The organism is Gammaproteobacteria bacterium CG11_big_fil_rev_8_21_14_0_20_46_22 (assembly GCA_002796245.1).
Lineage (GTDB): Bacteria > Pseudomonadota > Gammaproteobacteria > UBA12402 > UBA12402 > 1-14-0-20-46-22.
Map to the genome: position 1 here is coordinate 28,666 of PCWT01000007.1, position 23,581 is coordinate 52,246.

Consider the following 23,581-nt stretch of genomic DNA (forward strand, 5'->3'; position numbering starts at 1 on the left):
CCATAACGCATTTCAAGCTGTTGTTTGACCAGCTGCACTTCAGAAAATTGATAGCCAGTGTCTAGGTTTGTAAAATTAACTTCTGGCCAGAGTAAGCTTAGAATGTGAATCAGCGCCGATCCCTCTAAACCAAATGCCGTAGTTAATAAGATTTTTTTGTTTGCCCAAAAGGCTCTTGCCCATTTGATTCGAGCCTGTAAATCAAGTTTTTCGAGTTTTTGGTTTATCTCAATGTAATCCATAATGATTTTTCATTGCTTGTCATGTATTTGATTTTATCGTTAAAATACAGCATTGCAAGTTAAACACGAGAGAAAACAATGGCTTTAGGCAAGGAACTATTGGATAGACTTGAGCAGTGTAAGCCAGAGGCTGTTTATTTGAGCGATGAAGAGACACAATACACTTATGCGCAGGTAAAAGCCTTGGTGTCTTTAAGGCAGCATCAATTGCTGCAGCAAGGATTTAAACAAGGTATGCGTGTTTTTATCGCTACGGGTCGTGGTGTTTTATATTGGATCGATTGTTTGGCTGTTTGGGGCTTGGGTGGTGTAGTAATGCCGCTTGATGTTGCGAGTGATCAGGCCCGTGTTGAATATTTATTTTGCCTGGTAGCGCCTGATTTTATTTTGTGCGAAAAGCTAAGGTATACAACGCAGGCTAAGCAGCTGACTTTTCCAGATAGTCATGATGATGATTTCTCGTTGGTTAGGATTTCTGTTGATGACTTTGCCATAGCGGCTATTTTATTTACTAGTGGCTCAACAGGGTTACCAAAAGCGGTTAAATTATCTGACCGTGCATTATTGGGTAATGCAAAAGCCGTGATGCCGCACCTCAATTATGGCAAAAGTGATAGCTTGTTTTTTGCCATTGGCTTCCAATTCGTTAGCGCTTTTTCACATTTTCTTGTGACGACCTTAAAGTCGTCTGCGATATTTTGTACTGAAAAGCTATTGTTTAAATCTGAGCTTGTGGACGCATTAATAAAGCAGGGCTCAACCTGCTTTGGCGGCTCACCGATTCAACTTCGTTGGCTAGCTGAAGACTCTCGTTTGGAGCAGTTGAAACACTTAAAATGGCTGATGGCTTCTGGTGATCATTTGCCTGCGGTTGTGATTAAAGCTTTGAAAAAAACTTTGCCAAATCTAAAGATACATACTGTTTATGGGTTAACGGAGCTGGGTGGGCGGTTTTGTTTTTTGTCGCCCAACGAATTACCTGAGCAAGCAGGTTTTGTCGGCAAGCCAATTATGGGCTTGAAATTAACTATTCGAGATGAAGCAGGTAAACCTGTTAAATTGGGTGAAATTGGCGAAGTTTATGCTGAGGGTGAATATTTATTGGATGAATATATTGGCATACCTGAGTCTAGAGAATTTAAAAAAACGGGGTTTAATACAGGAGATTCTGGTTTTATTAATGCGAAAGGTAATTTGTGCTTGTCGGGGCGTAGTGATAATGTTTTTAAATGTATGGGCAAGAAAGTAAGCACGTTACCGATTACTGAAGCTTTGATAAAAACGGGTTATTTTTCTGACGTAATCGTGGTTGCAATTGACGATAAAAACGTTGGTGGTAGGGTGCCTGTGGCTTTTTATGCATTAAAGTCCGATGTTGTATTTAAGAAGGGGGTCTTTATTCGTGAGCTTCGTAAAGAGCTTCCGTCAGATTATTTGCCTTATGCTTATATTGCATTGCCAACACTTCCGCGAACAGGATCTGGCAAGCCACTATATCAAAAATTGAAAGCCTTCTATGACAGCTATTAGTACGGAATAAGCATGCGGATATTTCTGGTAAGACACTTTGAGACGGCATGGAATGCGCAGGGTATTTTGCAGGGTGCAAAGGATATACCTATTTTAGGCGCCCCTCCGCACACACTGGTTAGCTCTGTTCGTGAAAAGCTTAAGCTTGTAAGGCCGCAAAAAGTATTTGTAAGTCCATTATGTCGCACCCAGCAAACAGCACGGCTGTGTGGATTTGAACAGTTTATAATAGATGTTCTATTGCGCGAGTTGGATTTTGGACAGTATGAGGGTAAAGCTAAAACTTTGTTACAAATGGACTATGGGGAGCAATGGCTGAGCGAGCCATCAAAGCTTATTTTTGGCGAATCTTTAGCCAACTTCCGCGCTCGCATCTTAAAGTTCTTGATAAAGCATCAAGAAGCTGAAAAGATGCTAATCTTTGGACATGGCAATTGGATCCGTGCCTTAATATCACTAGCTCAATATGGTCATATTGATCAAATGAACCAGTTGTCATTGGCTAATGGCGAAGTCGTTGAGCTTAATTTTACGCTAAAAATGCTTCAGGAGCTCTTAAATGTTTACCAAATTAAATCTTCCTAAAAAAGAAAAGAAGCCGAGAACCGTTGGTCTTAATGCGCTGATTGATAATGGCTATCCTTTGGGGTTTTTTAAAGATGTTATAGAAAGTTTTTCGGATAAGATTGATTTTATTAAATTTGGCTGGGGAACTTCAGTTGTTACGCCCTTTATTGAAGATAAAATAAAAATTGCTCAAAAAGCAAACATCGAAGTATTCATGGGCGGTACGCTTTTTGAGAAATATTTATTAAGTGGTGCTTTAAATGAATATATTGCAACACTAAGAAAGCTTAATATTAAGTGGGTCGAAGTTTCTAATGGCACTATTAATCTATCAAATACAAAAAAAGCTGAATATATAAAAAAGTTAAGCCAAGAGTTCAAGGTGTTAAGTGAAGTTGGATTTAAGGATTCCGTGCGTTCAATCGAATTACAGCCTAGTAAATGGATAGAATATATTGAGCAAGATTTTGATGCGGGTTCTGAATATGTTATTACAGAAGCGCGTGAAAGTGGTACTAGCGGTATTTGCCGCTCAGATGGTGAGGTGCGCTTTGGCTTGATTAATGAAATTGCCAGTTCTGCCATTAAGCTGGATAGGCTCATTTTTGAGGCGCCCAATAAGCATCTTCAAGTATATTTTATTACACATTTTGGTCCAAATGTTAATTTGGCCAATATTGCTTTTGCGGATGTAATCCCGTTGGAAACATTACGCTATGGCTTGAGATCTGACACGCTAATGCTATTTGAGCCATCCGATTTGAGCGAGGTTGAATAATACTAGTGAGGGAGCGAGAAATGACTTCTAATGTGTTTCATTTGGCAATACCGACGCGCAGTTTAGACTTGGCCGAACAATTTTATATTGGTGGTTTGGGTTGCCGTTTAGCGCGCAAATATGATGATCGAATTACGATGGACTTTTTTGGCTCTCAGGTGGTTTGTCATTTATCCCCTGATGAAGATTACTCTAAGCCACCAAAGATGTATCCTCGGCACTTTGGTATTACGTTTGCATCTAGAGAAGCATTTGATGATTTGTATCATCGGGCAGTAAACGCTAATTTAACATTTTTCAAAACATTATTTTCGCGCTTTGAGGGTAAACGTGAGGAGCATTTGACATTTTTTTTACAGGATCCATCGAACAACTTGCTTGAATTTAAATTCTATTACGATTCTAGTATGATGTATTAGCTATTAAGCTATAGTTTTTTAGTTTGTTGAGGCTGTTGCATTTTTTAATTGTGTAAAGTAGGGAATAAGCTTAAAATGGCGAACAATGAGTTAAGGTACATTTTTTTGGGTTCAACACGCTTTAGTGAATCAATGTTAAATGTATTGCTCAAAAAAAAACTAATCCCTAAGGCAATTTTTGGTTTGCCTAAGGAGTTTAATATTTCCTATAGTGATTCCAAGGTGAGAAACTTTAATTATTGTGATCTAAGTCTCACTGCAAAGCGTTTTGATATTCCATATATTGCGATTGACTCGGTTAAAGGAAAGCGTTTAATAGACTGGCATAAGTTTATTTCGAGTTTAAAACTTGATTTAATTTTAGTGTTAGGTTGGTACTATATGGTTCCAAAAGTGATTCGTGAACTTGCCAGGAAAGGAGCGTGGGGTATCCATGCTTCTTTGTTGCCAAATTATGCGGGCGGCGCGCCGTTGGTTTGGGCAATCATAAACGGTGAAAAAGAAACAGGGGTAACACTATTTCGGCTTGCTGACGGTGTTGATGATGGTGAAATCATTGCGCAAGAAAGAATTAGCATATTGGACAATGATACAATTAAAGAGGTCTATGAAAAAGCTTCATTGGCTTCTCGGAAGATTTTAGTTAATACTTTGACTGATATTGAAAGTGTTACATTGACCCCTCAAGATAAGCAAAAAATACGAGTTTATTCGCAAAGGTCTCCTGATGACGGTGAAATAAATCTAAATTGGCCAGCCAAAAAAATTCATGACTTTATCCGTGCACAATCTTCTCCTTATCCAGGCGCATTTATTAGAACAACTGATGGCAAAAAACTGATTTTAGAGCTGTCAAGGATTGAGTAAAGTTGTATGAAAGTTGTTATTGTAGATTATGGAGTTGGCAATATAGGCTCTTTTTTAAATATGTTTAAAAAGATTGGTGTTGCTGCGGTTTTATCGAAAAGAAAAGAGGATATCTATCAAGCCGACAAATTAATTTTACCAGGGGTTGGGGCCTTTGATTATGGAATGACGCAGTTAGAAAACACTGGTTTGCTTGAAATAATAAACACTGTTGTTTTAGAAGGCGAAACGCCCATTTTAGGCATTTGTTTGGGGATGCAGTTGTTGATGGAATCGAGCGAAGAAGGGCAGAAATCGGGGCTTGCTTGGATAAAAGGAAGAGTCAAAAAATTTAATTTTGCAAACCAACGGATATTAAAAGTACCACATATGGGGTGGAATGTCGTGAAGCCCTTTGCGTACAATAATCTTTTTTATGGCTTTGAGGGTGAGGATATTCGGTTTTATTTTGTGCATTCATATTATACGGCTTGTGAAGATCAAGGCAATGCTTTAGCTGTGACAGATTACGGCGGTATGTTTCCCTCGGCAATTTGTGCTGACCATATTTATGGTGTGCAATTTCATCCTGAAAAAAGCCATAGATTTGGTATGCGCTTGTTAAAGAATTTCGTGGAGCGTTGCTAATGTTGCGCACACGCGTAATGCCTTGTTTGTTGCTGAGAAATGGCAGTCTTGTAAAAACGATTCAATTTAAAAATCCAAAATATATTGGTGATCCGATCAATACGGTGCGGATTTATAATGAACAAGAAGTTGATGAATTGATTTTTCTAGATATTAGCGCAACGATTGAAAATAAACCCATCAACTATGATTTATTACAAGAAATTGCTTCCGAGTGTTTTATGCCATTTACTTATGGCGGTGGGATTAATACTTTTGAAAAAGCCCAACGAGTGTTTTCTATAGGTATAGAGAAGATTGCCTTAAACTCGGCATTGTTTTCTTCATCAGATTTGCCTAAAAAAATAGTAGATACTTATGGTGGTCAAAGTCTTGTAGCCTCAATTGATGTAAAAAAAAATGTTTTGGGCGGTTATCGTGTATTTACTTCATCGGGAAGCAGTAAAACAAAGTGGTCGCCAGTTGATTTTGCAAGGTATGTTGAGAATCTAGGAGTAGGTGAAATTTTATTGACGGCGATACATGAGGATGGCCGTATGTTGGGATATGATTTGGCATTGATTGAAGCAGTCGCTGCTGCCGTTAATATACCAGTTATAGCTTGTGGGGGTGCTGGTGAGCTGATTGATTTTAGGAGAGCAGTCGATGTTGGTGCTTCAGCTGTTGCGGCAGGCAGTATAGTTGTTTATCAGAGTAAGCTTAGGGGAGTTTTAACAAATTTCCCGATGCAAGCGGAATTAAAGAGGGTTTTGGAATAATGAAAAAAACAGATATTTTCTTCGACGATCAGGTGTGGCAAGATGAATGGTATAAATTGAAAGCAAGGGTGGTGCGGGTTTGCTCACGTTGTGTATATGATAGCTTGGTTCCTGGGATTAAATTTGATAGTAAGGGCGTTTGTAGTTATTGTAAGACTCACGATGAGCTTATGGCTCAATATCCTGGAGGGGAGCAGGGATGTGAAACTTTCCAAAGATTGGTTAATCGGATCAAGCATGAAGGTCGCGATAAACCGTACGATGTTATTGTTGGGGTAAGTGGAGGTTGCGACTCATCTTACATGATTCACTTGTCTAAAGAATATGGCTTGAGACCGCTTGCGGTTCATTTCGACAATACTTGGAATTCAACCACGGCGGTTGAAAATATTTATAACGTTCTAAAAAAGCATAATATTGACTTGTGGACACACGTTGTTGACAACGAAGAATATGATGATCTTTATAAGGCAATATTGAAAGCGGGTGTGCCTGATCTGGAGGCGCCCACTGATTTGGCTTTGGCGGCAACGTTAAATGTGGCCGCAGAAAAATATAAAATCCAATACGTTTTTGAGGGACATTCTTTTAAAACCGAGGGGCTGTCCCCTTTGGGTCGGCTATATATGGATGCTAAATACATTAATGATATGCATCAGCGTTTTGGCGAAAAGCGTCGGCTTGAGACTTATCCTTATTTATGGTTGGGGCGTCAGTTAAAGTGGATGCTTTTAAATCGATTGAAAAAGATTCGCCCACTATGGTATTTAGACTATAACAAAGATGCGGCTAAGGCCATATTAACGGAAAATTATGGTTGGAAATGGTATGGCGGCCATCATTTAGAAAATCGAATGACAGCTTTTTATCATACTTATTTCTCACCACGACGTTTTGGACTTGATCATCGTGTGAATGGATTCTCGGCTCTTGTTCGCTCAGGTCAAATGGCTCGTGAAGAGGCGCTGGCTGAGTTGGACAAGCCTCCCGCTTGTGATAGAGAGCTTGTTGACATGATTTTAAAACGCTGGCGGCTCAATGAAGAGACTTTTGCAGAATTAATGGTACTTCCGAAAAAGTACTATACGGATTACAAGAACTATAAGCGCATGTTCGAGCGGATGCGTCCGTTTTTTTATCTGATGGCTAAATTTGAATTAGTGCCCTGGAGTTTTTATTTGAAGTATACATCTAAAAGCTAATGTGTATTTTCCATACGAGTATTGCGATGTTTTTGGTGTTTTTATTTTTGGCTGTGTTCACTGCTTTTTGTCAAAGGGCTGTTTATCGTTTTTTTTATCCAAATAAGATTTTTTTTGATACTTATGCCCATATTTTTAGGGCAAATCACTTGCGGGAATACAGAAGAGCGCTAAAACAATTTCGCTCCGACGATCCTTTGCTAATAAATCAGCGGTTCTGTAAACCAGCTAGTACGAATGATCCTTTTTTGGTTTTAAAGTTGTTTTCATATTTTCCTATTGCTTGGACGCGTTATTTGGAAAGGTATTTTAATGCAGCGGTTGATAGCTTTTATGTTGGTCTTTTGTTTGTTTGTTTTAGCCTGGTCACTAAAAATCTAGAAGTGAGTTTTTGGGGGGCAGTGGTTTATATTTTTACGCCGATTTTCTTTACAGTCCAATCAACTGGCCCTCGCACGTTTGGGTTTACACCTAGAATGCTTGCTGAGTGTTTCGGCGGCTCCGCGTTAATATTTCTCTATTTTTTCCTGCAGTATCATTTTTATACTTTATACGCGCTTTCCTTGTTGGCGGCAGCGCTTGCTATGATGTCTAACGGCTTTGCTGGGCAAGCTATGTTTTTTATTCCTTTGGTTTTGTTTTGTTTTGTTCATGTTGTCTGGGTGGCTGTTTTTCCAATCTTGGCCTTTTTTCTGGCAACCATTATAGGGGGTAAAAATTTTCTCAGGGTTTTTAGATTTCATGTTCTGTATATGGGGTGGTATTTTGTTGGTAATTTGAAAGGGAGAATGGCTATTTCAGATCGAAACTCGCTAAAAAAGTTACTTGAAGCCTTTAGATCTTGCAGTATGGCTAAAATCTATGATCAGTTCTTTTCAAAAAATTCATATTTAATTCTGTTGGTGAAATATCCGATATATTTATTAGCGCTTATTCTTATCTTTCAATCAAGTTTTTTAGTGGGTAGCTTGTTTGCTACCTTCATTTTTTCAGGGGCAATTATTTTTTTGCTGACGAGCTTAAAATACTTTCTTTCTTTGGGTGAGGCCGAACGATATTTGCATTACCTCGCTTTCTTTGTTCTTATTGTTGTAGTTAGCCATCCTAATGGGTTGCTTTTTGCTAAATTACTTTGTGTCTATGGAATTCTTTTCCAGATTCTGGATTTTCTTTGGCTGAATTATCAAGGAAAGCGCTTGAAAAAAACGAGAAACCCTGAGGTGGTGCTTGATTGGATAAGAAAAGATACTGTGCGAAATCAAGCTAATATCCTTGTTATTCCTCACGCGGCTTTAGACGGTTGGCGCTTACTGCTTGAAACGGGTGCCAATTGGGTTTGGCCAACGTATTGGATGTCTTGTGAGCGTAGAGAGTTTGAGAGGTATGCGAAAAACTCTGCTGTAGTTGATATAAAAAAATTGGATGAAGTTACTAAAAGATATCCGATTGATTTGATTATTATTGAGCCATGGATTCTGAAAGAACAGTCTATTGTTAAATTATCTCCGCCGAATGGATTTAATATTGTTAAAGGGCCGAATGGCTTGATTGTTTTTCAGCGAGCCCTAAAGCATGCAGAAAACTTGTCTGAATAATAGAAGAAAAGCAATTTTTTCTCGTTTGAGGAATATTCTTGCTACTAGCGCAATTTATACGGTTGTTACAGTTCTAAATAGTTTGGTAGGACTGTTCTTGTTGCCAGTCTACTTAAAGCTATTTACGCTAAAAATGTTTGGGCTTTTTGACTTAAGCTTAACCATAGCAAATTTTTTGTTTTTGTTTTTTGAAGGCCAGATCGCATCCGCATTTGAAAGATTTTACTATGAGGCAAAAGATGAGGGGAAACTTCCTGCTCTTTCTTCAAGTGTTTTAGTAGTTTACGCTATTTTGATGGCCGCCTTATTCTTTGTTGCCTTGGGTACATGTTTTGTTTTTACATGGCTTCACTGTTTTATATATTTTCATCTTGCTCTGATCGTTATTTTGTTTACTAGCGTCCCTCCTAAACAGCTGTATTTTTTATTATTAGCCAACTTTAGATTAGATGACTTAAGACGTTGTTATGTTATATATAGTTTGGCCCAGATGTTAATTACCTTGTTTGTTAGCTTATTGTTGCTCGTTGTATTCAAAGTTGGAGTGGTGGGCGCGGTATGGGGCGCTATGTCAGGTTACATTATATTAATGCCACTTGTGCTGGTTCATTTTTTTATTTTAAATAACCCGAGTCGATTTAGCTGGGGTTACGTTACTTCATTGGTGAAGTATGGTTTTCTTGCTTTGCCAGCGGTTATTTCAAGTGCGCTTCTAAACTCTTCGGGAAGATTTATTGTTCTGGGCTCAATTTCCTTAACAGCCCTTGGTGTTTACAGTGCGATCAATAGGATAAGCACCATATTCTCACTGTTGGTTAGATCACTAAATCTGGTTTGGAGTCCTATGATAATTAGGCAATTTAGAAGACCTAAAAACGAAGTCGTGAGTTTTTTGATTCGTGCGATACATCTTTATGCAGCAGGGGGAATGGTTACTATATTTCTGGTTTTGTTGTTTGCACCAGTGTTATTTGATCTGTTTTTTAATAAAATATCAAATATGTATTACTATTTAGTATTTCCTATTATTGCTTTTTTCTGGCAAGGATGGTCCATTATATGGACGGCCGCTATTGATTGGACAAAAAAAACTCATCTTGTTTCAGTGGCTGTTACTGCTGGAGCGGCTTTAACTATCTTATTGCAGTTGGAATTTATTCGTAGGTATGGTTTGTTTGCGGCCTTTTTTTCAAATGTAGTTGGCAGTATTTTAACCACATATGTACTAACATTATTTGCATCTAAATGTGCGATGATTAAAGTTGGTCGGCTATTTTGGTGGGGAAATGTCTGTTTGGGGTTGTTATTCCCCCTGCTGCTCTGGCGGCTTCACTTTATTTCATATAAATCATATTATTTGGCGCTGATTTTCTTTTTTATCGCTTCAATATCTTTAAATACGATTAGTGCTTGCTTGATAAAACGGCTCAAATTATGATTGTCCAACTGATTAATTTATTATTTGTTTAATAATTAGGCTAAATACTTTTCTTTAAAAAGCTTATTTTGTCTTTTTCTGGATTTCAGCTTTTGCTTCGGGGTATGGATGATATCTTTTTTGCTGCTTTTATTTTTGATAGTAAACTTCGTTTTATGTTTTTCTTTGAATAGAGATATTTTTTCTCCATCCAAATACTACCATGTTACTATGCTAGTTTTCTTTGGTAATGTGTATTTCCATACTTACCCTTTTGAGATTTATCTTTCTGTCTTTCTGTATCTATTTTTGGGGTTTGTTTTTATTTTCTTAGAAGCTGGTATTTTAAAGCGTGTCAGCCAAACCAAAGGATCTGCTCTTTACTTCTCGGAAGCTAAGCCGTATTTGCGACACGAAGGTTCAATTATATATTTGGTTTGGTTGTTTTTTGGTGTTAGCCTTGCCAGCTTTCTTTACATGCTCCATATGGATGGGGGGCTTTCACAATATGTTTATAGTATGAAGCTTCGTAACGTGACCTGGGCTGGGTCCGCCGCTATCACTGTTTTTATGAAACTAACAACTGTAATACCACTTTTCTTTTTTTCATTAGGCTTTGTTTTTTCGATAAAGAATAAGAAGCGATGGTACGTGAATCTCTTGTTTGCCACAATTACCTGTAGCATTTTGGCTTTATTTACGGGTTCAAGAAGCAGTGTACTCTATATCTTTTTATATATCTTTTTGTCATTTCACTACTTGGTAAGAAAGGTTAGCCTAAGGCTCGCTTTTGTTATATGTATTGCTTTATTGTTTTTTGCAGCTGTTCTTGGTGGTTTGAGAGAGCTTGCTTCGTTTAATAGCCAGGGTGACTTTACTATAGAGCAAAGATCTGGCTTCCTACATACGCCTTTTGAAACAGGTTTGCGTGGGTTGGATATCTTATATGCAAAAAATTACTACAATTTGGAGTATGGGCTGACTTATGTGAGTGCAGTAACGAATTTTATTCCACGAGAACTTTGGTCAAATAAGCCGCTTTCTGGGGGGGTAATATTAACAAGTTTTGCTCAGGGAGATTCATACACGGGAACAACGAACTATTCTACTGGAGCTGTAGCGGAAGGAGTAATAAATTTTGGGTACTTTTTTGGCTATTTTGCTGGAAGTTTTTGGGTGATTGTCGCATTCTTGATTGCTTTGCATTATTATGGGCGATTGCTAGAGTCTATTCGTTTTGAAATAAACCCATGGAGAAAGCATCGATATCTGTATTTCTATATAGTAGTTTTTGGGTTGCCGGGCGCATTCTTGGTGGGGGAATTCTCGGCCACTATAGCTATGGTTGTTAAGTCTCTACTGTTCTATTTTTTGATGATGTATGTGATTCGGTTGGTTGCAAAGAGATAACTGTTGCTTATCTTTGTGTTTTTAGGGGGAGTGTTGTGAAGGTATTGCTAAATTCCGATTGGCGTGATGGTTATCTCTCTAGTTTCCATCTGCAAAAGCATATTGTAGTTAAGCCACGGTTGATTATTCTGATTGATGCTGTTGAGCAGCAATATGTGCAGCGATCATCAAGTTTGACCGCGCTCAAAAACTATATTGGTAAAATAGGTATTAGGGCAACTTTTACGAAGGTAATCTCTAGGTGGGCTGAGCGCCATCGGAACAAGAAATATATTCTTTGTGGCATTGGTGAAGTGTTGAGGGATGCTAACGGCAATGTTTTTAAAGATAAGCAATACGTTCTATTTGTATTACCCAATCATTCAAAGTGTACAGATGTGGTTGTCGTACATGAGTCTTTAGTTTTTCCAGTAAATAGCGGTGGTTTTTCAATGCTTTCTCCAGAGAAGTTGTATTTTTTTGAGAAACACTATTTTGATGACATTGCAGATTTTGAGAAATTAAAAGGCTGGTCTTTTTTTTCGGGTATTAAAATTGAATCATTGTTTTCAAGGGAGAAGGTAAGCGAGCGTGTTAATTTCTGTGCTAATGAGGCGCTAAGTCATTTGTCAGAAGCTTTGGTTTTGCCTGTCAACCCAAGCCCAGAAACTCGGTTTGAGACAAGTTCTTTGTTGACACTAAAGAAATCGCGTATAAACGCAGTTCTGTATGGCTATGGAAATTATGCAAAAACGTGCGTTATACCTAATATAAGTCGCTGTATTCATTTGGCTGCGGTTCACGAGATTGACCCACTACAGATTGGCAAAATAAATAAAAATAAATTTTCTGTGAGCACATCTCCCTTTTTTAACGATAAACAACCTTATGATATTTATTTTATAGCTGGGTTTCACCATATGCACGCTGAATTAGCAATTCGCGCCATTCGTATTGGCGCTGTAGCGGTAATTGAAAAACCAGTTGCGACTACCACTTTCCAACTAAAATTGCTGAAGGAAGCTTTGCTGTCTATGCCGAAGGCGAAAGCTTTTGTTTGTTTTCAAAAGAGATATTCCCCGTTTAATCAGTTTATTTTAAAGGACTTATCTGTATCTTCTGGTGATCCGGTGCATTTTCACTGTATAGTATTTGAGGAGAAGCTACCTAGTAATCACTGGTACCTCTGGCCGAATTCGTGCAGTAGGCTGGTTTCGAATGGATGCCACTGGATTGATTATTTTTTATTTTTGAATGGGTTCTCTCATGTGCGTGATTCGGCGGTGAGAAGGTTTGATAATGGCGCGTTATTGGTGAACTTAAGCTTGGTCAATGGTGCTATTTTTAGCATGGTGTTGACGGATGATGGAAGTCATCGCATTGGTGTTCAAGACTATATTGAACTTAGAAGTGCTTGTGCAACGGTTAAAATAAATAATAATCAAGATTATTTTTCTGAAAATAATTCCAGAGTAATTCGTAAGGTTCGGGTTAACAAAATGGTATCATTTGAGCGCATGTATCGCGAGATTTCACGAAAGGCTTGTAAGAAATGCGAGTTGGGCGATAGTGTAGATGCGTTAACGTATACTGCTGAAGTGGTGCTTGATTTGGAAAGGCATCTGGACGGGCTTCATGCTTAACTTGTTTTTTTGGGAGGAGTGATGCGCTTAGGTATAGATGCTTCAAATTTACGTGCAGGCGGTGGGTTGGTCCATCTGAAGCAGATTTTAAGTCACTTAAACCCTAAAGAGTTTGGAATAAAAAGTATTATTGTTTGGTGTTCTAGTTCTACAGCTAATCATCTGCCTTCCCGTGATTGGTTGGTTATAAAAAGGCCGCGACTATTGGATGGAAGTTTAGTTTTTCGTAATATTTGGCAGCGGTTTGTTTTCCCTTGTGTGTGCGCTAGATTTTGTGATTTTCTGTTTATTCCTGGGGGGGTATGTTATGTGAAAAAGCTTCCTTTTGTGACAATGTCGCGAAATGTTATGCCGTTTCTACCCGAGGAAATTAAGCGATACAAGATTGTCAGAGAAAAAATAAGATTGTTTTTTTTAAGGCGCGCGCTTATTCGCTCTTTTGGCAATGCTGCAGGCCTTATTTTTTTGACGCCGTTTGCAAAAAGACTCATTTATCCTTTGATAAAAACTCCAGCGAAAATAACAGTTATTCCTCATGGCGTGGTAAATATTTTTGATTTTTCTGTGAAGAAGCAGTTGCTTTTGGAGGAATATTGTCATGATCGACCAGTTAAGTGTTTATACATTTCAACGTTAGATGTTTATAAAAATCAGGACACTGTAATCGATGCGGTTGCACAGTTAGGCAAGCTTGGGTGCTCTATTGAGTTAGATTTGGTTGGTAATGCTCGATTTTCCTCAATATACAGGGCGATTATGACGAAAATCAAAGGGTTAAGTAATGGCTTTCTTACCATTCGCTGCCATAATCGTTTATCGCATGAAGAGCTGGCTGGTTTCTATAGTTCTGCAGATATATTTATATTTGCGTCTTCTGCGGAAAATATGCCGAATATATTGATTGAAGCTATGTCTTCTGGTTTGCCTATTGCTTGCGCAAATGCTACGGGGTTGCCTGAGATTTTGCAGGACGCGGGTTTTTACTTTGATCCTCGCTCTTCTGATGACTTGTCATCCGTTTTGAAGTGTATGCTGAACTCGCCAGAAGCGCGCTATGAAAAAGCGGTAAAAGCAAAATTACTTGCTTGCCAGTACGATTGGTCAAGGTGCGCTATTTCTACTGCTGAGTTTATTTGTCGTCTATATCTTGATTTTCAAGAAGCTTCTGCTTAGTTGGTTTGGGTGATGCTATTTGCTCCTTGCTTGCGGTGGTGAATATTCCGCTGTGAAAAAAGCAGAGCGCCCTATAGAGAGATGGCTTGGGTTATGATCTCAGCGTTAATGGCCTGACTAAAGAAGGTATTATAGGTGCTTTATGATAAAAAATTTTTGGTTAAAGCTGAGAGCGATCTTAAGCCTAGGCTTGTTTAATGTTTTTTTTGTTTCAACTTATCGGCTTCAAGTGAGGCTTGGTTTTTTTGTTCGATGTTTGCCGATTAAAAAATTTCACTTTATCCCTCTTGAGCTTGAATCATTTCTAGATATTCAGCCTGAATTCGAGGCTGATCGAGGTCGGCTGCTCGGCGAAGCTAGATATGCCTTTTTCTTTGGCCCCGATGTAAGCATGATAGATCAGCCGCCAAGATGGTTCTTTAATTACTTGTCTAGAGAAGATTGGGGTAGTGAGCAGCATGCGCATTGGTCTCGTGTGGCATATTTTCCAAATCCCGGCAATGATATTAAAGGTATTTGGGAGCTCTCGCGTTTCTACTGGTTCGTTGATTTGGCGATCGCTTATCGCCAAGTTGGCGAGAAAAAATATTTAATGTTGGCGCAAGATTGGCTTAGGAGTTGGTGTGAAGATAACCCCGCGAATCAAGGGGTGAATTGGCTATGTGCACAAGAGACAGCGATTCGCTTGGTTAACTTTATTTTGGCCTTAAATATTTTGGGTGTTCGGAAGAACGCGTTTGTATTTGAATTTATATGGACTCATATTCAGCGGATTTTGCCTACGTTACATTACGCGAAAGCACAGTGTAATAACCATGCAACAAGCGAGGCCGTTGGTTTGTTCGTGGGCTCCTTGTGGCTGCATGCGCACAAGCCAAGTAAAGAGCTTGTTAGGCTTATATCTAAAGCAGAAAAGTTACTAGAGCAAAATGTATCGCAATTAATATTGCCGGATGGTACGTTTGCTCAATATTCGGTGACTTACCATCGTATGATTTTAGATGCTTTATCGTTAGCGGTATGTTTCCAGGAAAAATATCGACCACAACAGTCCCTTTCAATTACGACGATGAAATATTATCACTTAGCCTATCGGTGGCTTTTAATGTTTACAGATCCTATTTCTGGTGATGCGCCGAATTTGGGCTCGAATGATGGCACGCTATTTTTTAAATTAGATAATGCTGATTATCGTGATTTTAGGCCGAGTTTGCAATTAGCCGCATGTTTGTTGGAGAAGCGGCGGATTTTTGAGGGCAAGCTGTATGATCAAGTATTGAAATTGTTATTTCCAGAGGCTTTAAGTTACCCGCTTCAGTTGCTGCAAACAACGCCTAACATTGAACTTAGCGAGGGGGGGTATGTTTTATTCAATCAGTATCGTCCTAGGCATTGGGCTATGCTGAACTACCCCAGGTTTAAATTTCGCCCTTCGCAAAACGATAGCTTTCACTTGGATATTTGGGTTAATGGCGAAAATAGTTTTTTGGATTCGGGCACCTATAATTATAACCTACCAAGTGGCGCTCCAGATTTTACTTCTGTCAGAGCGCATAACACGGTGCAGTTTGATGATCATGAGCCAATGCCTCGCTTATCTCGTTTTTTATTGGGCGCCTGGCAGAAAACAGCGATTAAAACCGCTCTCTCGCAGATTGGAGGTGAGACTGTGTGGTCAGGTGAAATTAAAGATATGTATTCTTGTGTTCATCGGCGCGAAGTGCGTGTTTGTTCGAGAGGGTATCAGGTCGTGGACGTGGTTTCCGGTTTTCAAGCAAAAGCGGTATTACGTTGGCATTTTAGAACACTGTCTCCTGGGGTGCGTTTACGAATTTTAGTTAATGATAATCCAGTGGGTTTTCAAGTTAAAGCATCTGAGGTTTCTCGGTATTACTGGAAAAAAATGCCAGTTAAGCTTATTTCTATTGCAGTTACCGAGTCGCCTGCTAAGATAGTCACTATTATTGAAATTGATTCGCCAGCGTGAAAATACTGTATATTCACCAACATTTTTCGACCCCTCAAGGAAGCGGCAGTATTCGCTCATATCAATTTGCGAAAATGTTAATTTCCCGAGGTCATCAGGTTGCGCTAGTTTGTGGTTCAAATCAAAAAGCTGTTGTTGGTTTATCTGCTCCATATAATAGAGGGGTGCGACGTGGTTTCGTTGATGGTATTGACATCATCGAGATTCATGTGCCGTATTCAAACCATGATGGCTTTTTGAGAAGGGTTTGGAAATTTTGCCTTTTTTCTTTTGGGGCAAGTCGTCGAGCTTTATCTGAAGATTATGATCTAGTTTTTGCCTCAAGTACGCCCTTAACTGTTGCATTACCAGGTATTTTAGCAAAGTTGTTTCGACGCAAGCTTTTTTTGTTTGAGGTAAGGGATCTGTGGCCGGAGCTTCCTGCGGCAATGGGTATTATCAAAAATCGTTTCGTATTATGTTGTTTGAGTTATTTTGAAAAACTTACCTATAAAACAGCAGATCATTGTATTGGTCTTTCGCCTGGCATGTGCGAAGGGATTAAAAAGGCTGGTATTTCGCCGGATTGTATTACCTTGATTCCGAATGGCTGTGATTTAAATATTATGTCTCAGGCGGCGTTAACACCCGAACTTGAAGTGCGATGGAGTAATAATTTTTCTCAGGATGATTTCGTTGCTATTTTCGCTGGCGCGCATGGTGTGGCTAATGGGCTGGATGCAATACTTGATGTTGCAGAAATCTTGCTTGATCGCCAAGAGTATAATATTAAGTTTTTATTCGTCGGGGAAGGTAAGCTTAAAAGGGAGCTTCGAGATCGAGCAGCAGGAAAAAATTTAGTTAACTGTATATTTTGGGATCCTGTTCCGAAGTGTGCGATGTTTGGTCTTTTGTCCAGGGCAAGCATTGGTTTGATGTTGCTGAGAAATATACCAGCGTTTTATGAAGGAACGTCGCCGAATAAGTTTTTCGATTATATTGCTTCGGGTTTGCCAGTTGTAAATAATTATCCCGGCTGGGTTGCTGAGTTAATTAAACAAAATGAGTGCGGTGTGGTTGTGCAACCAGATGATCCGTTAGCTTTCTCGGAAGCTTTGCTTGCTTTGAGGGCTATGCCAAAAGATGAGCTTGTTCAAATGGGCTGCAACGCTAGAAAACTGGCCCTTAGAGAGTTTGATCGGTCTGCACTTTCCGAGGAATTTTCTATATTGTGTGAGAAGATTTATGGCTCGGGAATTTAATTGTCTTCCTATGAAACGACTTTTTGATGCATTTTTTTCTGGTGTTTTTCTGCTTTTACTTTCTCCTTTGTTTCTTATTCTGATCTTCTTGATATTTCTGTGTGACGGCGCCCCTGTGTTTTTTAGCCAAGTCAGAGCTGGGTTGCATGGGGAAGCATTTACAATTTATAAGTTCAGAACTATGGCTGTTCAAAAAAACCATTGTGGACAGTCGTTGCCAGCTTCGGATCGAATTACTTGTTTAGGTTATTTTTTAAGAAAGACAAGTTTAGACGAGCTTCCACAGTTATGGAATGTCTTAAAGGGCGATTTAAGTCTTGTTGGTCCTCGCCCGCTTATTATCGAATATTTACCGCTTTATTCAAAAGAGCAGGCACGACGCCATCTTGTCCGCCCGGGTATAACTGGGCTTGCCCAAGTCCGAGGGCGGAATGGGTTAAGCTGGGAGGAAAGGTTTTTGTTGGACGTTTGGTATGTTGATCATCAATCTTGGCGCTTAGATATTAAAGTTCTGCTTTTGACCGTGAAGAAAGTTTTTTGTGCTGATAATATTGCTCCTCCAGATGGTGGTATAATGCCTAAGTTCAAAGGTGGTCGAGAGGATAATAATTGATGCAAAATGTAGTAATTATTGGCGCAGGAAGCATGGGCAGAATAGTTTACTCATATTTAATTGAGAAAAGCCAGGGTGGGCAGCACACTGTAAAAGGATTTTTGGATGCAAACTTAAAAGCGCTAAAGGACTATTGTTCGCTCCCTGAGATTATCGGCACCCCTGATGATTATCTGCCGGAGGACAATGATGTTTTTGTTATGGCAATTGCTGACCCAGGCGTGAGAAAGCGTTTGTTTAATCGATTTAAACAGCTTAAGCAATCTTTTTTGACGTTTATTCATCCACTTGCTTATATTGCTTCGTCTGCTGAGCTAGGTGAGGGGTGTGTGGTTGGTCCGTTCGTCAATCTTGCAATTAATACCCGATTAGGTGCTTGTGTGTTTTGTAATGTGTACACCTCCATAGGCCATGATGTTGAGGTTGGTGATTTTTCAATTCTATATAGTCATTGCTCGATTAATGGTTTTTGTCGGCTCGGTGAAGGTGTGTTATTGGGAGCACACACTGTTATTGTGCCGGAAGTTGATGTGGGGGATTATGTGCGAGTGATGGCGGGAAGTTCTGTGTTGTCAGCTAAGGTTAAATCGAATGCAGTGCTTGCTGGCGTCCCAGCTGAAGAAATTTTTATCAACTAATCGAATTTTTTGCTTTTTTGGGTGTCATCGTTGGTGGATGACTATTTTTAGTGAGGGAGATAAACTTATGAGTAATCTGATGGAAGATGTGTTAAAGGATTTCTTATTTAACGAGTTTGGGTTGGAGAGTGTGACCTCTCAAGAGCGGTTGTTTTCTTCTCGCTTATTGCGTTCAATTGATGCTATGCGCTTGATCTTTTTCATTCAAAAACAGTTTGATATTCAACTTACAAATTCAAAGCTTAGGTTGGCTGATATTGACACTGTAGAGCTAATGATGAACTTGATTACTGATAAGCAAGGAAAACATAAGAATGTCTAATTGGCCCCATTTCGCCGACGACGAAATCCAAGCCGTTGTCGACGTTTTAAAATCCGGCAAGGTCAACCAATGGACCGGCACGAAAGTGCGTGAGTTCGAACAGACCTTTGCCGAAAGTCACGGTTGCCAGTATGGCATCGCTTTGGCCAATGGCACGCTGGCCTTAGAGCTTGCTTTATACGCTTTAGGCATTGGCCCAGGTGATGATGTGATCACCACGGCCAAAACCTTTGTGGCATCAGCCAGCTGTGTGGTGATGCGTGGTGCGCGCCCGATCATTGCGGATGTCGATTTAGACTCTCAGAACATCACGGCTGAGACGATTGAAGCGGCGATGACACCCAACACCAAGGCCATTATCGCGGTGCACATGGCCGGCTGGCCCTGTGATATGGATGCGATCATGGCCTTGGCAAAAAAACATAATCTCTATGTGATTGAAGATTGTGCGCAGGCGCACGGTGCACGCTACAAAGGTCGACCGGTGGGTAGCTTGGGTCACGTCGCCGCATTTTCGTTTTGCCAAGACAAAATCATGACCACCGGCGGTGAAGGCGGCATGCTCACGACAAACGACGAGGCGCTCTGGAAAAAAGCCTGGGCGTATAAGGATCACGGTAAAGACTACGATCTCTGCTTCAATACCGAACACCCACCGGGCTTTCGTTGGCTACATACTGATTTTGGCACCAACTGGCGCATGACCGAAATGCAGGCGGCTATTGGTTTGAAGCAGTTGGAAAAGTTGCCTGCTTGGCATGAGGCGAGAAAGCGCAATGCGGCTATTCTGTCAGAAGCCTTGGCTCGCTTGCCATTTTTACGTGTGGCCTTACCGTCTGATGAGATTGAGCATGCCTGGTATAAATATTATGTGTTTGTGATTCTCGAAAAACTACCCAAAGGGATCAGCCGTGATGATTTGATCAATGCGCTGGCGGTGGCAGGGTTGCCCGCCATGACAGGTGGTTGCTCGGAAATTTATCATGAGACTTGCTTCAAGAAATACGGCTACGGCCCGAAAGCGGACTTGCCGAATGCTCGCAAGCTCACGGAAACCAGTATGCTATTTTTGATTCACCCGACGCTCTCGGCTGATGAGATGGAGAAAATGGCTGACAATATTTGCCAAATATTGCTACAATGCGCCGGCTAATTAAAGAGAGAAGGCGGGCCTGATAATGATACATAAGCTAGGACGGCATTTTGATATCATTGCGCGCGTGATCGCTGACTTTTTAATGATCAATCTTGCGCTTTTTTTAGCTTTTGCTGTGCGCTTTCTGGGTGAATTTTTGTTTCATGGTAACGCGGGTCAAGCGGTGACGAGTTTAAATGCTCACTTGGCTATGTACGGTGAAAGTTTCTTATCGATCTCGCTCATTACTTTATCCATTTTTTACGTCAGTGGTTTTTACACGCGAAACCGTCGTTATGGTAAGCGCGTTAAAGCGGCGCTGATTTTTCAAGCGGTGTTGGTGTCATATATTTTGTTTGGTGTGTTAAGTTACTTCATGCGCAAACCGGGTCATCTGCCTCACAGTGTACTCATCATGGGGTGGACGTTTACCTTGTTCGCTGTGGGCGGCTCGCGTTTATGGTCTGTTATTTGGCGAAAACTCACGATTCAAGAATTACATCAAAAGAAGCCCAATTTTTATGTGGATAAGAAGAAAGTCTTGGTGATTGGCGGTGCGGGCTATATTGGTTCGGCCTTGTTACCGAAGCTTTTGGATGAAGGCTATAGCGTGCGTATTTTGGATTTATTTGTCTACGGCAAAGAGGCTATCCAAGATTATTTGAACCATCCTCGTGTGCAAATTATCCAGGCTGATTTTCGCCAGATCGATAAAATTGTCGAAGCGGTGCGCGGTGTGAGTTCTGTTGTTCATTTGGGCGCTATTGTGGGTGATCCAGCGTGCTCGCTCGATGAGGATTTAACGATCGAGGTTAACTTAATCGCTACACGCATGATCGCCGAGATTTGCAAAGGCTTTGGTGTTAAGCGCTTTGTGTTTGCCAGTACCTGTTCGGTCTATGGTGCAGGTGATTCGATTTTAAATGAAACCTCGGCGCTTAACCCGGTCTCTTTATACGCGAAAAGTAAAATTGCCTGTGAGCATGTGCTCATGAAAATGGCTGACCACGAATTTTCACCCGCCATTTTACGCTTTAGTACCATTTTTGGCTTGTCTGGCCGTACTCGTTTTGACTTGGTGGTGAATCTCCTAACAGCGAAAGCCTGTTTTGATGGTGAAATCACGGTGTTTGGTGGTGATCAATGGCGTCCTTTTTTGCACGTCGACGATGCGGCCGCCTCGGTCATGAGCGCGCTATTGGCTGATCAGTCTAAAGTTTATAAGGAAGTATTCAATGTCGGTGGTGACGCTTTGAATAAAACGATCCGTGATATTGGCAAACTTGTTAAGCAAGCGGTGCCAAGTGCAAAGCTCATTGAGCATGGCCAAGACGCTGATCTTCGCAACTATCGCGCAGAGTTTTCCAAGATTCGCACAGTCTTAGGCTACGAGCCTAAATGGACGGTGGAACAAGGTATCCAGCAAATCATTACGGCGATTAACGAAGGTCGTATTGTGAACTACCAAGAGCCGCAATTTAACAACGCGAAATTTTTGAAAGAACAAGCCGCACCTGAGTATATGGTCAGTCAGTACGTTGACTTGATAAAGGGCTTAAAACAGGTGCCGGCTCAACAGTGATGCTAGCGATGCAACGTCAAGAATCTCAAGTACAGCAAACTCCCAAGCGCTGGCTCGTCACGGGTGCAGCAGGCTTTATCGGCTCTAACCTCATCGAGCGTTTGCTTAAGCTCGATCAGTTTGTGGTCGGTTTGGATAACTTATGTGAAGGCTCGATGAGCAATATTGAAGATGTTTTATCGCAAGTCACCCCTGAGCAAGCAGGGCGCTTCCAGTTTATAGAGGGCGATATCAAGCATTCATTGGCCGACCTCACGCGTGCGAAGGCCTTGCTGGCTTATGTGCCGCGTTTTAGCGTGAAAGACGCGCTACCGGGTGTGTTTGACTGGTATGCGGCGCATCTTTAAATGAGCGACCTATTTTCACAGCGCACGGTCTATCGCTGCCTACTTATTTTCTGCATTTTTCATGTGTTAGTTTGGACCATTAGCTGTGCGGCGTGGTATCCGCACCCACCACAAGATGCGCTCGAAGGCGTGATGTGGGGGCAGATGTGGCTTTGGGGCTACAATAAACATCCGTTTTTAGCGCCGTGGTTAACGGCGGGTATCTCAGAGCTGTTTGGCGTTGTCGGTTGGCCAATTTATCTTTTGGGCCAGCTGGCTGTGGCCCTGTGCTTTTGGCTGGTCTTTGAGCTCGGCAGGCGGATGATGCCGGCTTGGCGAGCGCTGCTCGGTGTCATCATGCTTGAAATGGTGGTTTATTATAATTACCAAGCGTCTAATTTTAACCCTAATGTGGCCATGTTACCGCTGTGGGCTTGGATGATCTTAAGTTTCTATTTGGCGCTCACGCTTAATCGTTGGCGAGATTGGCTGTTGCTGGGCTTGGCCACCGGTTTGGCGGTGGATGCCAAATATCAATCCGGCTTGTTAGTCATGGTGTTTGTTTTATTTGCGTTGTTAACACCCAGCTTATGGCGTGTACTCGCAAATAAAAAAACCTATGTTGCTGGTCTTATTGCTTTGCTGGTTTTTCTGCCGAATTTTATTTGGCTGGCCTCTCATCAATTCATGGCGGTGACGTATGCGATGGGCGAGCTAGGCGAAACAACAGACCCTGTTTCATTTTTATTGAATCAGTGTGTGACTTTATTGCCCATGCTGCTGTTATATGTGCCGTTTTTGCGGGGTCGCGCGAGTTTTGATGTCGCACGCTTTGACCGCTACTTTTTGTGGTGGATGAGCTTGGGCGCTTTGGTGTTAACGCTAGCTATGGCTGTGTTTGGGCATGCCCATTTACAAAAAACCTGGGCTTATCCGTATTTTTCTACGCTGGGTTTATTGTGGGTTGCGAGCTTAAAGCCTGTGGTCACTTTGCGACGCTTGAAAATCTTGGCGGTGCTGCTCTGTGTTTGGGCGGTGCTCGGTTTTTCAGCGATAGGTTTGTATTACCACGTCATTGTACCGGCTAAAAAAATCAATAACCCGCCGCGTAATACTCTGCCGGGTGAGCGGATTGCGCGTGCGGTTAGTGGCCTGTGGTTTGGGCAGTTTCATGTGCCGATGAAATATGTGGCGGGCAGTTACGGTGTGTTGGTGGATTTATCGGCGTATATACCGTCCAAGCCGAAAGCGTATTTTGGTTTGAGTACCGACAGCAGCCCTTGGGTTAGGGATGCAGATTTTCGCCAGCAAGGTGGCGCTGTTGTGGTCTGGCTCAACTATAGCCCTGGCTCCAAACAGGCTGAGATTGACTCAATTAAAAAACGTTACCCCCGTATTTGCGGTGCGCAGGAGATGATTTTCCCGCGTGATTTGGCTAAAAAAGCGCCGCCTGTAAAACTATGGGTCGCCTTTCTGCCGCCAAAAGGTCAGCGCTGCACTCTCATGGAGTAAAAAGGCTGACACGATTAA

22 protein-coding genes and 1 pseudogene (1 of these 23 cut by a window edge) are annotated in these 23,581 nt (G+C 41.0%); 22 read left to right on the forward strand and 1 reads right to left on the reverse strand.

Going from position 1 to position 23,581, the window contains the following annotated elements:
• Positions 1–242: pseudogene (locus COV52_00400) on the reverse strand (hypothetical protein) (it extends 100 nt beyond the left edge of the window).
• Positions 243–320: 78 nt separating this feature from the next.
• On the opposite strand from COV52_00400, the gene COV52_00405 reads away from it, so the two are divergent.
• The 22 genes from COV52_00405 to COV52_00510 all read left to right on the forward strand — a co-directional run bounded on the left by COV52_00405 (position 321) and on the right by COV52_00510 (position 23,563).
• Positions 321–1,772, forward strand: a complete 1,452-nt coding sequence (locus COV52_00405; GenBank protein PIR12117.1) for a hypothetical protein — start codon at positions 321–323, stop codon at positions 1,770–1,772.
• 12 nt (positions 1,773–1,784) lie between these two features.
• On the forward strand, positions 1,785–2,357 hold the full coding sequence (locus tag COV52_00410) for a histidine phosphatase family protein (protein PIR12118.1): 573 nt from the start codon (positions 1,785–1,787) through the stop codon (positions 2,355–2,357).
• The gene (locus COV52_00415; GenBank protein ID PIR12119.1) at positions 2,332–3,117 is read left to right on the forward strand and encodes a phosphosulfolactate synthase; all 786 of its coding nucleotides are present in this window, start codon (positions 2,332–2,334) and stop codon (positions 3,115–3,117) included. The genes COV52_00410 and COV52_00415 overlap by 26 nt, the downstream gene beginning before the upstream one ends.
• A 20-nt stretch (positions 3,118–3,137) precedes the next feature.
• Positions 3,138–3,536 carry a glyoxalase gene (locus COV52_00420; protein ID PIR12120.1) on the forward strand — a complete coding sequence of 133 codons (399 nt, stop codon included), beginning with the start codon at positions 3,138–3,140 and terminating at the stop codon, positions 3,534–3,536.
• A gap of 75 nt (positions 3,537–3,611) precedes the next feature.
• Positions 3,612–4,403, forward strand: coding sequence for a hypothetical protein (locus COV52_00425; GenBank protein ID PIR12121.1), 792 nt, complete (start codon positions 3,612–3,614; stop codon positions 4,401–4,403).
• A gap of 6 nt (positions 4,404–4,409) precedes the next feature.
• Positions 4,410–5,030 (forward strand): imidazole glycerol phosphate synthase subunit HisH, encoded by a 621-nt coding sequence (hisH, locus tag COV52_00430; protein PIR12122.1) that lies wholly within the window; start codon positions 4,410–4,412, stop codon positions 5,028–5,030.
• Positions 5,030–5,788 carry an imidazole glycerol phosphate synthase subunit HisF gene (locus tag COV52_00435; protein PIR12123.1) on the forward strand — a complete coding sequence of 253 codons (759 nt, stop codon included), beginning with the start codon at positions 5,030–5,032 and terminating at the stop codon, positions 5,786–5,788. The genes hisH and COV52_00435 overlap by 1 nt, the downstream gene beginning before the upstream one ends.
• Positions 5,788–6,990, forward strand: coding sequence for an LPS biosynthesis protein (locus tag COV52_00440; GenBank protein ID PIR12124.1), 1,203 nt, complete (start codon positions 5,788–5,790; stop codon positions 6,988–6,990). The genes COV52_00435 and COV52_00440 overlap by 1 nt, the downstream gene beginning before the upstream one ends.
• 26 nt (positions 6,991–7,016) lie before the next feature.
• Complete coding sequence (locus COV52_00445; GenBank protein ID PIR12125.1) at positions 7,017–8,585, forward strand: hypothetical protein; 1,569 nt, start codon at positions 7,017–7,019, stop codon at positions 8,583–8,585.
• A gap of 133 nt (positions 8,586–8,718) precedes the next feature.
• Positions 8,719–10,023, forward strand: a complete 1,305-nt coding sequence (locus COV52_00450) for a hypothetical protein (protein ID PIR12126.1) — start codon at positions 8,719–8,721, stop codon at positions 10,021–10,023.
• Positions 10,024–10,131: 108 nt separating this feature from the next.
• Positions 10,132–11,412, forward strand: a complete 1,281-nt coding sequence (locus COV52_00455) for a hypothetical protein (GenBank protein ID PIR12127.1) — start codon at positions 10,132–10,134, stop codon at positions 11,410–11,412.
• A 35-nt stretch (positions 11,413–11,447) separates the two neighbouring features.
• A complete protein-coding gene (locus COV52_00460) occupies positions 11,448–13,034 on the forward strand; it encodes a hypothetical protein (GenBank protein ID PIR12128.1) in 1,587 nt (528 codons plus the stop codon).
• Between the two features lie 21 nt (positions 13,035–13,055).
• Positions 13,056–14,207, forward strand: coding sequence for a hypothetical protein (locus tag COV52_00465; protein PIR12129.1), 1,152 nt, complete (start codon positions 13,056–13,058; stop codon positions 14,205–14,207).
• Positions 14,208–14,349: 142 nt separating this feature from the next.
• A complete protein-coding gene (locus tag COV52_00470; GenBank protein ID PIR12130.1) occupies positions 14,350–16,194 on the forward strand; it encodes a hypothetical protein in 1,845 nt (614 codons plus the stop codon).
• Positions 16,191–17,435: a glycosyltransferase WbuB gene (locus tag COV52_00475; GenBank protein ID PIR12131.1), complete on the forward strand. Its 1,245-nt coding sequence runs from the start codon at positions 16,191–16,193 to the stop codon at positions 17,433–17,435. Before COV52_00470 ends, COV52_00475 begins: the two co-directional genes overlap by 4 nt.
• A 10-nt stretch (positions 17,436–17,445) precedes the next feature.
• Positions 17,446–18,048, forward strand: coding sequence for a sugar transferase (locus tag COV52_00480; GenBank protein ID PIR12146.1), 603 nt, complete (start codon positions 17,446–17,448; stop codon positions 18,046–18,048).
• Positions 18,048–18,686 (forward strand): hypothetical protein, encoded by a 639-nt coding sequence (locus COV52_00485; protein ID PIR12132.1) that lies wholly within the window; start codon positions 18,048–18,050, stop codon positions 18,684–18,686. The genes COV52_00480 and COV52_00485 overlap by 1 nt, the downstream gene beginning before the upstream one ends.
• Before the next feature lie 79 nt (positions 18,687–18,765).
• Positions 18,766–19,008: a hypothetical protein gene (locus COV52_00490; GenBank protein ID PIR12133.1), complete on the forward strand. Its 243-nt coding sequence runs from the start codon at positions 18,766–18,768 to the stop codon at positions 19,006–19,008.
• A complete protein-coding gene (locus COV52_00495) occupies positions 19,001–20,161 on the forward strand; it encodes an aminotransferase (GenBank protein PIR12134.1) in 1,161 nt (386 codons plus the stop codon). The genes COV52_00490 and COV52_00495 overlap by 8 nt, the downstream gene beginning before the upstream one ends.
• 25 nt (positions 20,162–20,186) lie before the next feature.
• Positions 20,187–21,725, forward strand: a complete 1,539-nt coding sequence (locus COV52_00500; GenBank protein PIR12135.1) for an NAD-dependent dehydratase — start codon at positions 20,187–20,189, stop codon at positions 21,723–21,725.
• On the forward strand, positions 21,725–22,072 hold the full coding sequence (locus COV52_00505; protein PIR12136.1) for a hypothetical protein: 348 nt from the start codon (positions 21,725–21,727) through the stop codon (positions 22,070–22,072). The genes COV52_00500 and COV52_00505 overlap by 1 nt, the downstream gene beginning before the upstream one ends.
• Positions 22,073–23,563, forward strand: a complete 1,491-nt coding sequence (locus COV52_00510) for a hypothetical protein (protein PIR12137.1) — start codon at positions 22,073–22,075, stop codon at positions 23,561–23,563.
• Positions 23,564–23,581 lie beyond the last annotated feature (18 nt).